Below are 14,103 nucleotides of genomic sequence, written 5' to 3' on the forward strand. Positions count from 1 at the left end.
ATTGGATGCTCATGTGTGACATGGAAAGGGTTTGGAAAGTGCCACAGCAATTGTCAGAGTCTAACCGTATAAACACAGTTTCTTCCTCCCGCTAATATGTACTCCCCCCGTTCAATATGAACATTATTACCTAGAACAGTTTTAAATAGATGTAACTCATTTTTGCATAACCCGGTACATACAGCAGCAGCTTCACAGATCGGGCAATGTTTCTCAATGAATAAAAGACTGCCATCATCCTGCTCCTTAACCTCGGCCATATACCCTTCATTTGTTCGAATCACGGCCAGTTTCTCCAGCTTCTCTCTAACGTCTGCTGTATCACCAAGATGCTGAAGATATTGTTCTTGCATATTCTTATTTCGAACAGCCAGCAGCTTGTCCAGCCCCTCATTTCCGAAAGCTTCTTTCATGGAATGGATCAGACTGACGGATAAATCCGAATATCCGCTTGGAAAAAACCGATCGGCCGCGGGGGTTAAGATCCATAGCTTGGTGGGCCGCCCCATGGGACGGGACTCTTCTATATTAGTAACCAGCCCTTCTTCTTTCAGCGCATTCAAATGTTGACGAATAGCCATTCCAGATAGCGAAAACTGGGAGGAGAGTGCCATAACATCCATTCCCCCTTGTTGCTTTAACAAATCAATGATCGCTCTTCGGGTCTTGGTTGAGACATCCTTTTTGGTTTGATTTCGGCTCACGTTGCACCTCCTACTGAAACAACTAAATCTACATCACAGACTACATTTTAAACAAAAATGTTGACAAAGTCAAAGCTGGACTGTAGCTTAGACATTATAAACAAAAATGTTTACTAAGTGTCCGGATACGATGTATACATACCAATTTCCTTGGAGGTCACATTTCATGTCGTCTAATCATCAAAGTATTTTCAGCCCACGTTATTTTGCACTATCCATAGGTATTATTCTGTCAGTGATGGCCGTTGGATTCGAAGGCCTGTCCGTAACCACCATTGCCCCTTCAATTGCTAGAGATTTGAACGGCCTTAGCCTGTTTGGCTGGATATTCAGTACGTATCTGCTTGCGCAGATTATCGGGACTCTGGTCGTCGGTCGAATCATAGATAGAAGAGGACCTGCAGTACCGTTCACTATCGCACTTCTTTTGTTTATCGTTGGGTTGATTGCTGCCGCAACATCAGGCGATATGTATACCATGATAGGATCACGGGCCATGCAGGGTTTGGGTGCCGGAGCTATGATGACTTGTGTGTACACAGCAATATCCTTAAGCTACCCGGATGAATTACGCGCCAAAATACTCGGAGCATTTGGTACGGCCTATGTTCTTCCGTCCATGCTCGGTCCATACGTTGCAGGTCTTATCGCAGATCAGTGGTCCTGGCGGTTTGTTTTCTGGGGAATATTACCGATCCTGATGATTTCAGCACTGCTTAGTTTACCTGCGTTCACGAAATTAAAAACACCGAAGACGCAAGGGGATATCGGAGCTTCATCAACTTGGAATGCGTTACTGTTAACGATGGGTACAGGGATTTTCTTAGTTGGTCTAAGCATGCTTCCGAGCATTATGGGATTTGTTTTAGTCATTATCGGCTTAGTACTTATGATATTTCCGCTCCGCAAACTGCTACCGAAGGGAGCTCTTACGCTTCGAAGAGGTATGCCAGCTATTCTGGCAACACGTGGGCTGTTCTTCGCTGCCTATACCAGCACACAGAATTTCTTGGTATTGGCTCTAATCGATGTGAAAGGAATAACGCCTTCTCAGGCCGGATTGATTGTAGCGAGTGCTGCGTTGAGTTGGTGCGTCATAGCGTATCTGCAAGGACGGTGGGATTCGGCAGATCAGGGCCGTAGACGGCATACGCGAATTATTCTGGGTGTATTGCTGCTTGCCATAGGGATTACTATCGTATTTTGGATACCCGTTGTGACCGTTACCGTAGCAGTTATTGGACAGATCATCGCTGGAATCGGCATTGGATTGGCGCATCCGATTAGCGGTGTTGTGGCGTTTTCTCAGACAGGAGAAGGAGGTGTCGGCAACACCTCGGCAAATCTGCAATTTGCGGATTCTTTTACACCCGGTGTGGTTATCGGGATCGGCGGTTCCATCCTTGTGGTTTGTCAGGCTGGCGGAATGTCACTCCAATCCGGATTAATTGTAGCAATGGGTTTCCATCTCTTGTTGATTGTAATGAGTTTATTTGCGAGCACTCGGATCTCACCGGTAGCTGAACAAATAGGAACGGGTATCCAATCTTTAGGTTTGAAAAACAAATAAACGAAGGAGGAGTTCACAATGATCATCGAGGTCAGTGACAAAGCATCAGAAAAAATCGCCGAAATCTTATCAAGTGCGAATATCCGAAATCCATTTCTAAGAGTGGGTGTTGATGAAGGGGGATGCAGTGGACTATCCTATACCCTAGTCGTGGATGAGCAGCAAGCAGAAGAGGATATTATATTAAATAAACAAGATTTTAGTATATTGGTTCACCCGAATAGTATTCCATATATTGACGGTCTTGAAATTGACTATGAAGAGAGTGGAATGGTAGGCGGATTCACTATGAATAACCCTAATGCAAAAGCTTCATGTGGATGCGGAGCCAGTTTCAGAATGGCCAATTATCGTGGCGAAATAAAAAAATGTGATTAAACAGCAGGAAGGAGAGAAGAGGAATGATATCATTTGCAGTATCCGAAAAAGCATTGGATTCATTTAAGAATGAATGGGGTTTGGAAGAGGGGCAATATGTAAGAATTTACGCAAAATATGCCGGTGGAGGCTCTGATGCTTTCACTGTTGGAATTAATGCAAGTGCTACACCGATCGATCCCGCATGGGTTCAATCCATTGGCGGATTTCATTTCTTTGTTGAAAAAACTGATGTTTGGATTTTACAGGATGAACTTCTTCAAATTGATTGTAATGAAAACGGCATATTTTCAAGCAAAATCTCCTGAGCATCTTCTTGGGTTGCAGTGTACAGTAGAATATCTACTACACTTCTAGCAATTTCGCATACTATTGTCTATACTGTTTTAAATAAATATCAGAATTGGATCTGATTTTTATAAGAAGCATGGTGCTAGGAAGCAGGTGCAGAGCATTGATAAATTTGGACAAATTAGCAAAGGCATTTACTAAAGGTGTCTATGAAATAGAAGATAGAAGCCGCTTAGTCATCCAGCCCAAAAGCTTATTAAGTGAATTCACCACCGTTAAGCATGGATTTCTATTTATCATTCGCGGGGGAGCCAGAATATGTGTGAATGGAACGGTATATGAATTACGGCCAGGATCAGTTTTTCATGCTGCTCCGGGCATGCAGATGGATTCGCAGGTTATAGGACAATCTGAGCTCGAGTATTACTCCCTTTTTTATAAATTGGATATGCCGGAAGAATTGAATAGTACTCACGAATTTGACTCTCATTTCAAGCTGGAGCCGGGAGCGAATCTAAAAATTATTGAATTACTAATTATGCTCCATCAGAATGCCCATCCATCCGGAGAAATTGGGAAGCTGCGTATCAAGGAGTTGTTCTTAAGCCTGATGCACCAGGTTCTGATTGCGTGCAGTTACAGAGAGAACGATCGTTCTCCGAATCAAAGAATGGTAGACGAAGCCCTTGCGTATATTAAACTTCATTATATGAATTCACTTACACTCGGTGAGTTAGCGGAACAGCATGCAATGAGTGCCAACCGCTTCTCTTACCTCTTTCATAAATATACGGGACTACGACCCATCGACTATGTTGTTAATTATCGTTTGGAACGGGCCTGTGAATTACTCAAAGCAGGTAATTTTCCTATCCGCGAGATTGCTGACCGTGTCGGTTATGACAATCCACTATATTTCAGCCGATTATTCAAAAAGAAATTCGGTGTTTCTCCCTCTGCCTATAAATAATGTACATAATGAGCTTCTTGTACTTGAACTACGTCTGCAGCTACTGGTGATAAGCCAGAAGTGCAGACTTTTTTTATTTAGATTAAATAATGATGCATGCTGGATTTGAGATTTGTACATTTGAATTTATTTAAATTTTTGATAAACTCACCTTTGTAACTGAGAATCATTATCAGTAAATTGATTTATAAATGAAAGGCTGGTAGATATGACAGAAAAAAGACCCAAACAATTATGTATTGGCTTGTCCTTAAATGCAACCTGGATGAAAGGAGACGGCTGGCGGCACCCGGATAGCGGAGTAGAAAAGATGGATTCTATTGATTACTATATTGATTTGGCAAAAATGGCTGAGAATTCAAAGCTCGATTTTCTTTTCAGAGCTGATTATCTGTATGTTAGCCCGCAGATGTTAGGAGATTCCTCAAATTTCGGCAGCCCAGACCCTGCATTGTTTTTTGCAGCGATAGCTCGTGAAACCGAGCGGATCGGACTGGTAACGACGATTTCCACTACTTTTAATCCGCCGTATGTTGTTGCAAGGCAGCTGCAGTCCTTACACTGGCTGAGCAATGGACGCGCCGGCTGGAATATTGTCACTTCTATTGAAGGCGCCGATAATTTCAGCGCCTCACCCATGCCGTCACCGGAAGAGAGATATGCCATGGCTATGGAGTTCACGGATGTTGTATGCAAGCTTTGGGAGAGTTTTCCGAATGAAGCGATTGTTATCGACCGTCAGTCAGGTATGTTTTCGGATAAGGATAAAGTGACTGCCATTAATCATTCCGGGGAATTTTTCAGTGTAAAAGGGCCGCTTACTTTGCCTGCTCACAAGTCAGGAACGCCGCCGCTATTCCAAGCTGGGGCTTCGGAAATTGGACGGAATTTCGCCTCATCTGTAGCTGATGCTATTTTTGCCGCAATGCCGGATATCGAATCGGGAGTGGAACTAAGGAATGATCTGAGAAGAAGAGCGGCTGAGCAGGGCCGTGATCCGGATGCTATCAAAGTTTTGCCGGGCTTATATTTTTTCCTGGCCGATACGCGCGAAGAAGCACTTGAATTACATAAAGCTGCACATGCGAATTTAAGCCTTGAACGCAGACATGCATCGCTCAAATCGGTGCTGGGTCTTGACTTAAGCGGTTATCCCTTAGATAAGCGAGTAACTGCCGATATGTTACCCGATTCCAGTCAGGCTGTCCGCAGCCGGACTCATGCCGAATTGTTACGGCGGTATATGATCAAAAACCAGCCTACAGTGAAAGAAATCTTGGACAGGCCGGAGGTTGTCGGATCTGCACACTGGGTATCTGTCGGGACAGTCGAGGATGTGCTGAACGATATTATTGAACGGTTTGAAGCGGGGGCTATAGATGGCTTCATCGCCCTGCCAGGCGGCTCGGAACAATCTATGGAGCTGTTTTTTGAGAAGTTGGTACCGGAGCTGGTTGAAAGAGACTTATTCCGGAGCGAATATACGGGTAGCACTTTCCGTGAGCATTTAGGGATTTAAAAAAGAGAAATGAGGCGATTGAACGATGCATGAAGAGGAATTGTTTGATGTTACGATTATTGGCGGCGGTCCGGCTGGATTATTTGCTGCATTTTATAGCGGACTCCGTGAAATGAAAACCAAAATTATAGAATTCCAACCTGTGCTTGGCGGCAAGGTGCATGTCTATCCGGAAAAGATGATCTGGGACGTGGGAGGCTTACAGCCTATTCTTGGCTCGCAGCTTATTGAACAAATGGTTGGTCAAGGGATGACTTTCCAACCGGAGGTTGCCTTTAATGAAAAGGTCACATCCATCTCGCAAGATGAAGCAGGTTACTTTATTTTACACACGGCCGCAAACCGGAAGCATTTCACTAAAACTGTCATATTGGCCATTGGAGGAGGCATTCTGAAGCCGGTCAAGCTCGAAATCAAGGGTGCCGAAAGATTCGAAATCACAAATTTGCATTATACGGTGAAGTCACTTGCCCGCTTTAAAGAGAAGACTGTCCTAATATCGGGAGGCGGCCATTCTGCTGTAGACTGGGCGAATGAACTGGCTCCGATTGCCAAAAAGGTGTTTCTGACGTACCGGAAAGAGAACTTAAAGGGGCATGAAGCCGATATTTCACGCTTGGCAAACAATGGCGTAGAGTGCTTGTTAAATACTTCAATCGAAAAGTTGATTGCAACACCGGATCACGAAAGAATAGGGACTGTACTGCTAAAAAGTAATGACAACGGAGAGGGATTTGAGCTGTCTGTCGATGAGGTCATCATTAATCACGGTTATGAGCGCGACAAAGAACTGCTGGTGAACAGTGAAATTAAAATGGATCTGTGGGAACACCGGATTTCAGGATCAGTAATGAGCGGGACATCCGTGCCGGGTATTTATGCGGCAGGGGATGTTCTACATCATGATGGGAAACTGCACCTGATCGCGGGGGCATTCCAGGATGCTGCCAATGCGGTAAACCAAGCCAAACAATACATCACACCGGAGGCAAATTCGTCCGGGATGGTGTCTTCACATAATGACCTGTTCACGCAGAAAAACCGTGATTTAATGAAGCATTTATACAGACAGTAATGATAACAACTCAAGGGGGAGCCAAATGAAAAGACTATATGGATGGATTGCATCCTTAATTATACTAGCAGGATTACTGGCTGGGTGTTCCGAAACTTCAGTCACGCCTACACCAGAAGTTGGCAAGATCGAAGAAGCAGGATGGCCAAGAACAATTGCGGATGCCAGCGACAATGGAGTGGTGCTCGAGACACGACCTGAGCGTATAGCGGTTCTGCATCCCTTGTATTTAGATTACTTTTTTGCTCTTGATACGCCTCCAATCGCATCAACTAACGCAGCGGAAGCGATGAAGGATTTTGCTACTTTACAGCCTTACGCTGGAACTGCTGAAATCATTGATTTGGGCAGCAGCAATGCGAATCTGGAAATGATCATGGATGCAAAGCCTGATGTGATTGTAACCTTCAAGGGTTCTGTTGATAGCAATTATGAAGAGTTGAATAAGATTGCACCAGTCATCTTAATTGACTACACCGATACCTGGGAAAAAACGACGATGCTGTGTGCTCAGATTGTTGGTAAAGAGACATTAGCGGAACAAGCCATTAAGGAAACCCAAGAAAAGATTGCAAAAACAAAAGAACAGCTAAGTAGTCTTGAGAATAAAACCTTTGCTTTACTACGGGTCGACGGAAAAGCTAATTTTAATGCTCAAGGCTCTAAAAACACGATGTACTACAATCAAACTGTAGGCTTCGGGTTGTTGCCACCGAAGGGATATCCTGAAGAGGGAGGGGCCCTTTCTCTGGAAGGGATATACAGCATGAATCCTGATTATATTATTATCCAGCATGATATGAATATCGCAAAGGCAGCCATCAAGGACAAGGAAACTTCGAACGTGTGGAACTCACTGGAAGCAGTGAAAAATAATCATGTTCTTATCTTTGATAACTCACTTAATAGCGCAAGTATCCTGGCTGTCCGTTTGGCTGCAGATCATTTTCTGCAATTGGCGTCTGAACAATAAATTTATATTAAAAAATCCGATTGCACCTTTTAGGGCAATCGGATTTTTGTTATTAAGTTAAATATCTTGACTATTATTGATAATGGTTATCATTTATGATGAGGATTAGACAGATAACGGAGGGGTAGTCATTATGCACAAAAGCAATCAAATATTGCTTTGGGACCAAGCGACGGTCAAGTTATTGGATGTGCGCCATATTGAAAGGGTTCAAGGCGAAATTCTTCATAAGTACAAGATTCCTGCCAGTATATTTTTACTTTCGGTACAAGGGAGCGCTCAAGTTCAGTTAGATCACTCTGAATTTTCTTTTACAGGATTTCAAGTCCTGCATAGCGGGAAAGGGGCGATACTTAATATTGTTCCGACAAGTAAGAATTTTGTTTACTATATCATTTATTACCGTGCATGGATTCAAGAGGAGGATCTGTTCCAATCACAATATTGTTTTTCCCCTGATGCACCCATTTTACTTTATAACAAAATGCAATTGATGTATCTAAAATGGAACGAGCAAGAAGAGAGACTCAACGTAAAATCACTTTTTTATCAATTCATTCATCAGGTTTTAAAAGAATTACATAGAAAAGAGACTGAGGTGAAACAGACCAGTGTTGCAGTCCAAGTAATCACCTACATTCAGGAGTACTATGCGGAGCCAATTACATTAGATTCTCTTGCGGAAGTATTTAATTTCAGTGCTTATCATTTGTCATCCTTGTTTAAAGAGTACACAGGTATGAGTCCGATTGATTACTTAATTCGGTTTCGGCTTGAACTTGCAACAGAGCTTCTAATAACAACAGATGCTTCGGTCGGTGAAATATCAGCAAGCGTTGGTTATAAAGACGTATATTATTTCAGCCGAATTTTCAAGAAAAGAAAAGGTGTATCCCCTGCACATTTTAGAACAAAAGAGTCACAGCGGCCAAAAGTTGCTGAAAGTCCATTAAACTTCCCCACATCCTCTATTTTTGAACCCATCGTTCAACAGTATATTAATAATGATAATCATTATCATAATACGGAAAAAGGGGAATTACATATGTTTAAAATGACAAAATCTCAGACGACGGCCGCTTTACTGCTTTGCGGTTCTCTATTATTAGGTGCTTGCTCAAGTGGGACGGGTACTGCTACGAAGGAACAAAGTAATGGGAATGGAACCGTAAATCAAGCAACATCAGAAGAAAGTACGAACACTCGAATAGTATCAACGCCTAAGGGAGATGTGGAAGTACCAGCAGAGCCGAAAAGAGTGGCGGCTGACCAATATATGGGGCATTTATTGAAATTAGGAATTGTACCCATCGGAGCAAGAACGTTTATGCTGGATGAAGGCTGGATGGAAAAAGCGGACATACCCAAAGAAACGATCGAGAAAATTGAGGATTTAGGGGATTTCCCTTTAAATCTGGAAAAATTAACGATGCTAGATCCGGACTTAATTATCGGTTCGATCGATGAGAACATAGAACAATATGAGAAAATTGGGACCACTGTTTTTCTGCCTTATTGGGAGGGGTTAAAAACAGCAGGGCCGCTTGATAAATTTAGGAGTGTAAGCAGAATATTCGGAAAAGAAAAAGAAGCAGAAGAATGGATTACGGAATATGAACAGAAAGTAGCTGAAGCAAAGTCTAAACTTGCCGGGGTTATCAAGGAAGGGGAAACCGTTTCGATTGTTCAGTTTTCACAAAAGGCGGTATACGTCTTAGCGGCAAAGGGAGGAAACTATGGTTCTTCCACTATATACAATATGCTTCAGCTGCCTCCAACAGAAAGTGCAAAAAATATGGCGGAGGGATTTGAATCGATTTCATTAGAAGTGCTTCCAGAATATTTAGGTGATTATGTTTTTGTTTATAATGGCGATGCGGATGCTACCAATATAGCAATGGAAAGTAACATATGGAAAGGCATCCCTGCAGTGAAAAAGGGCAAAGTTTATTTGTATGGTGATAATTATCATGATGAATTCGTAATGGAAGATCCTTTTTCATTAGAGCTTCAGCTTGATACGATTGTGAATTTGTTACTTGGTTATCAGTAAATTAGGAGAGAGCGAAACGGAGCATTTATCCGTTTCGTTTTTTTTTGCTAATATCCCGATAGTCCAATCCTTCATCATAAGCCTCAGCAACTGTGACTTTTTTCATAATACCCTTTCTATATTCGACCCGTTTTATAGGCCAAAAGTATAATTTTTACAGCAGTTTACATAAATCTATCTTTTTTTTAATTGTTTTGAGATAGGATAGTAGATGTCTAGCAGGTGGGTATTTATGGTAATTACTCACCGGACTATATCTTGAGGAGGAAGGGTATGAAGGAGAAGAATTCAGTTTGGAAAAAGAGGCTGATGAACAGCACTCTAGCTGTGGCGGTGGCCGTACCACTTCAGCTGTTCACGTTCGGAGCCGGTTCGGCGGTATTCGCAGAAGGACCAAACGATCCTGCGCCGTACATTGAGGCCAAAGTCGTCAATGAGCATGCAGGCCAGAAGATCCTGTTCGACAACACCCATGAGCAGACTGCGGGAGCAGCCGATTGGGTGATTGACGGCGCTTTTTCAGACTTTGGGAATGCCCTTGCCCAGGAAGGCTATTATGTCAAAGAACTCCGCAAGACGACTCCAATTACTTTGAGTGATCTTTCCGATTATGATGTCTACATCGTCGCCGAATCCAACGTGCCCTACAAAGCAAGCGAGCAGCTTGCGATGGCGGAATATGTGGAGGATGGCGGCAGTATTTTCTTCATCGGCGACCATTATAACGCCGACCGCAACAAAAACCGCTGGGATGGTTCAGAAGCTTTCAACGGCTACCGCCGTGGAGCGTGGGACAATCCAGCCAAAGGCATGAATGCCGATGAGGTCGCTTCTTCAGCCATGCAGGGTGTGGTTAGCTCTGACTGGCTGGCGGACGAGTTCGGTGTCCGTTTCCGCTACAATGCGCTTGGCGACATTAACGCAACCAACGTCGTGGCTCCCGATCAAGCCTTCGGCATTACAACGGGCGTATCAGCGGTAGCTATGCATGCCGGTTCAACGCTGGCCATTCTAGACCCAGCCCGTGCGAAAGGTATCGTCTACCTGCCGCAAACCAATGCTGCCTGGGCCAATGCCGTAGACCAGGGGGTCTATAACGGCGGCGGTGTGGCAGAAGGTCCCTATGTGGCAGTTGCTAAAAAAGGCGCCGGCAAGGCAGCCTTCATCGGTGACTCATCTCCTGTAGAGGATGCAACACCTAAATACCTGCGCGAAGATACCGGCGCCAAGAAAACAACTTACGATGGCTTCAAGGAAGTGGACGATGCCACACTGCTGGTTAACACCGTGAACTGGCTCGCCGAGCAGGAGAGCTATACGGATTTCACCCAGGTGAATGGCCTGACGCTAGATCAGCCGACAACACTGCTGCCATTCGAGGAGCCGGCGCTGTCCACTGAGCCGCAGCCGGAGCCTTGGGCTCAACCTAATGCTGGCTACAAATGGTATGATCGCAGCACCTTCAAAGCAGGCTCCTACGGCGGACCGGCAGCCACTGCAAGTGCGGTTTATAACTTCACGCACCAGGCTGTGCTGCCAAATGCACAGAATTTTCAGATTCGGGTGAGTGCAGATAATCTTCCTGCAGGCACAAGCGTATCCGGCTTCCAGGTAGGTGTCTACCAGGTAAGCAGCGGCGCCCAAATCGCCAAGATTCAGAACAGCGACGGTACCTGGCCAAGCAGCTACGGCTATAGCTCCTCATTCAATCTGACAGGTGATCTGAACGGTCATGCCTATAAGGATCTGACGATCCAGATCAAGCCGGGCACCACAGCTGCATCCAATCTGCGCCTTCGCCAGAACAGTACAAACCTCAAGACTGAATCGGTGACGCTGGGCAATGTTCCTGCTGAACCGCTTCCGGCTGAGGAAGATCCCATTCCGGCTACAATCTCTATCAGCGACTCCCGGGCTAAGGCAGCCGGATCACTGGTAACGGTGGAGGGGACCGTGACGACTGAGCCGGGTATCTTCGGCGGACAGTCCTTCTATCTCCAAGATGGAACCGGTGGGGTTTATGTCTTTCAGAGTCAGAGCGGCTTCCACGTGGGCGATAAGGTCAAGGTAACAGCGTCCACCGCATTGTACAACACAGAGCTGGAGCTGACAGAAGCAGTGCAAATTGCGAAGACGGGCACGGCGACACTACCGCAGCCGATTGCGGCGAGCATGGTGAATGATGCCAACCAAGGCCAATTGGTTCAACTGAACGGTGTGACCGTGGCGAACATTATCAACGCTACGCCAAGCGGCTCCTTTGAATTCGACGCCGTCAATGCCGACGGGACAAGCAATCATGTGCGCGTGGATGCCCGGACAGGCATTACTAAGGATATCTTCCCTTATACAGAGGGACAGAAACTTAATATTACAGGTGTTGCCGCAATTTTTAAAGGCATCTACCAGCTCAAGCCGAGAAGCCTCGATGACTTCGCCGCAGCAGCAGAAGAGGGAGCTCCGGTAACAACGGCGACGCTTTCTGCCGAGCCTAATGCTTCCGGCTGGTTTAACCAGCCAGTCACCGTTACCCTGAAGGCGAATACAGATACAGCTAATGTTTATTACTCGCTGAACGGCAACAAGGAAGCTGAGTACAGTACACCTGTGGACCTGAAGGAAGACGGGCGGCATACATTGACATACCATGCTGTGCCGGCAAAAGGCAAAGCGGAAGATCTAAAGACGCTGAACCTCAATATTGATACGGCTCCACCGGTTGCCGAACTGAAAGAATCCGGTCATGAGGTGAGAGATGTAGAAGAAGGAGCGCAGCTTTCCTTTGAATTGACTGCTGACGATGTATTGTCAGGTGTAACCTCGAAACAGCTTCTATTAGATGGAAGACCGATTGCCGAAGGCCAGACCCTGAGCGCCGCCGATTTAGGCGCCGGCCCCCACACCGTGAAATACATCGTGCATGACGCGGCCGGCAATACGACTGAAAAGAACAATACGTTTCAGGTTATTGGCGGCCAGGTGATTGCGACTGGTAAGCCAGGACAAGCTGTGCTATCCTCCAACAGCAGCTATGCTAATGGACTTAGTGATGGTAACTATACAGTCACCATGAACCTATGGTGGGGTAATAACGGCACGAGTTACAAACTCTATGAGAACGGCACACTGATTGATTCCAAGACACTGAAAGATGTATCGCCGGCTGCCCAGACGGCAAGTACAGATCTTCATGGTAAGGTGAACGGCACTTATGTTTACACTGCGGAGTTAATCAACAAATATGGCACGACCAAGAGCGATCCGCTTACGGTCACCATAAGTGACTCCGCGCCGGGCAAGCCGATACTATCCGAAGATAACTGGGACGGAGATGGCACCTATAAGGTGTCGATGAATCTGTGGTGGGGGACTAACGCTACAGAATACCGCCTGTATGAGAACGGGGAGCTCATCGACTCGCAGCCGCTGAATGCCCATACGCCTTCGGCACAAAGTGCAGCAACCACTATCAGCGGACGCACTGCCGGTGTGTACGAATATCGGGCGGAGCTGGTCAACGCGGCGGGAGTGACTGCCAGTGATACGATCAAGGTAACGGTCATCCGCTAAACAGACTGACAGTAACAATAAAAGTAAAAAACGAAGAGCGCCGGATTCCAGGCCACTCTTCGTTTTTTACATTACCATTAGTTCAATTGTGCCTCGCAAAAAGCCCTGGTTCGCACCAGGGCTGCAAATCATGTGGATTATAGGCCGCTATCATCGGTAGTTTCGTAACCATAGTCGAAGGTCTCGATAGTACCATCATCATATTGAAGTGTGAGCTGGTCAATAATAATCGTATGTATTGTATTCTGATATGTAAAATCACTGAAAATAAATAAAGTATCATTGGGCTCAACCGGCCCCACATATTTAAGTGAAAAGCTGCTCTTGCCGTTCAGCTGATCATTGGAAGGATCGCCTACTGGATTAAACGTGCTGATGTGGGCTGTGTAATAATTGATCCTTTTTCCAGTTAAGTTGTCAGCTTCCCAAGTAAGCTTAACAGCATCGGCAGAGTTCGTACTATACTTGAATTCTAATGGCGCACCAATCCCTTGCCCGGATGGGGTATCTGCTACTGACAGATCTTCAGAGTCATCACCGACGGGTCCAGTATCATCATCCGAAGGCATATCTTCCAAGACAACGGCTTCCGGGGAAGGGGAAGATTCAGTAGGATTGGATCCAGTAGTGTTGGATTCAGCAGCAATAGCAGCTTTATCTAAGGTACTAGGCGGTATTTCTTCGATAACGGGATTACTTGCCACAGTCTGCCCATTGAAGCGTGTTTCAACGCTAGGGGCCACGTAAATCCCTAAAAGAAAAGCTATCATGATGGATAAAACATAGATGAGGACTAGATTGAACCGACTCAAATACACACTTCCTTTATTGTTATTTTTAATATGAACCTACTTATAATGACATGATTCCTAAGGATTTGACAATATTATTGTGAAAAATAGTTGCGACTGTGCAGAGACCAAATGTTTAAAGATCAACTCATTTAATAGGGGTTGATTTTTTTATGTCCTACATAAAATAAATCAATTTAAGACTATTA

At 45.0% G+C, this 14,103-nt stretch carries 11 protein-coding genes; 9 read left to right on the top strand and 2 right to left on the bottom strand.

Going from position 1 to position 14,103, the window contains the following annotated elements:
• Positions 1-53 precede the first annotated feature (53 nt).
• Complete coding sequence (locus NSQ91_RS16630) at positions 54-704, bottom strand: helix-turn-helix transcriptional regulator (protein WP_340918891.1); 651 nt, start codon at positions 702-704, stop codon at positions 54-56.
• Between the two features lie 166 nt (positions 705-870).
• Between NSQ91_RS16630 and NSQ91_RS16635 the strand changes: the two genes are divergently transcribed.
• The 9 genes from NSQ91_RS16635 to NSQ91_RS16675 all read left to right on the top strand — a co-directional run bounded on the left by NSQ91_RS16635 (position 871) and on the right by NSQ91_RS16675 (position 13,103).
• Entirely contained in the window at positions 871-2,274 is a 1,404-nt protein-coding gene (locus NSQ91_RS16635; RefSeq protein WP_340918893.1) for an MFS transporter, read from the top strand.
• 21 nt (positions 2,275-2,295) lie between these two features.
• The gene (locus NSQ91_RS16640; protein WP_076130520.1) at positions 2,296-2,652 is read left to right on the top strand and encodes a HesB/IscA family protein; all 357 of its coding nucleotides are present in this window, start codon (positions 2,296-2,298) and stop codon (positions 2,650-2,652) included.
• A gap of 23 nt (positions 2,653-2,675) precedes the next feature.
• Entirely contained in the window at positions 2,676-2,960 is a 285-nt protein-coding gene (locus tag NSQ91_RS16645) for a HesB/YadR/YfhF family protein (RefSeq protein WP_076217679.1), read from the top strand.
• 155 nt (positions 2,961-3,115) lie between these two features.
• Positions 3,116-3,913 carry an AraC family transcriptional regulator gene (locus tag NSQ91_RS16650; protein ID WP_254848963.1) on the top strand — a complete coding sequence of 266 codons (798 nt, stop codon included), beginning with the start codon at positions 3,116-3,118 and terminating at the stop codon, positions 3,911-3,913.
• 208 nt (positions 3,914-4,121) lie between these two features.
• Positions 4,122-5,432, top strand: coding sequence for an NtaA/DmoA family FMN-dependent monooxygenase (locus NSQ91_RS16655; RefSeq protein ID WP_340393584.1), 1,311 nt, complete (start codon positions 4,122-4,124; stop codon positions 5,430-5,432).
• A gap of 25 nt (positions 5,433-5,457) precedes the next feature.
• Positions 5,458-6,507: an NAD(P)/FAD-dependent oxidoreductase gene (locus NSQ91_RS16660; RefSeq protein WP_340918897.1), complete on the top strand. Its 1,050-nt coding sequence runs from the start codon at positions 5,458-5,460 to the stop codon at positions 6,505-6,507.
• Between the two features lie 25 nt (positions 6,508-6,532).
• Positions 6,533-7,480 (top strand): ABC transporter substrate-binding protein, encoded by a 948-nt coding sequence (locus tag NSQ91_RS16665; RefSeq protein ID WP_340918900.1) that lies wholly within the window; start codon positions 6,533-6,535, stop codon positions 7,478-7,480.
• A 133-nt stretch (positions 7,481-7,613) separates the two neighbouring features.
• Entirely contained in the window at positions 7,614-9,533 is a 1,920-nt protein-coding gene (locus NSQ91_RS16670) for an AraC family transcriptional regulator (protein ID WP_340918903.1), read from the top strand.
• A 273-nt stretch (positions 9,534-9,806) separates the two neighbouring features.
• Positions 9,807-13,103, top strand: a complete 3,297-nt coding sequence (locus NSQ91_RS16675) for a chitinase N-terminal domain-containing protein (RefSeq protein ID WP_339167898.1) — start codon at positions 9,807-9,809, stop codon at positions 13,101-13,103.
• A 137-nt stretch (positions 13,104-13,240) separates the two neighbouring features.
• On the opposite strand, the gene NSQ91_RS16680 is transcribed toward NSQ91_RS16675, so the two are convergent.
• Positions 13,241-13,915 carry a hypothetical protein gene (locus tag NSQ91_RS16680; RefSeq protein WP_340918906.1) on the bottom strand — a complete coding sequence of 225 codons (675 nt, stop codon included), beginning with the start codon at positions 13,913-13,915 and terminating at the stop codon, positions 13,241-13,243.
• Between the last annotated feature and the right edge of the window lie 188 nt (positions 13,916-14,103).

Origin of the sequence: Paenibacillus sp. FSL R7-0048 (assembly GCF_038004505.1) — a bacterium.
Lineage (GTDB): Bacteria > Bacillota > Bacilli > Paenibacillales > Paenibacillaceae > Paenibacillus_AQ > Paenibacillus_AQ odorifer.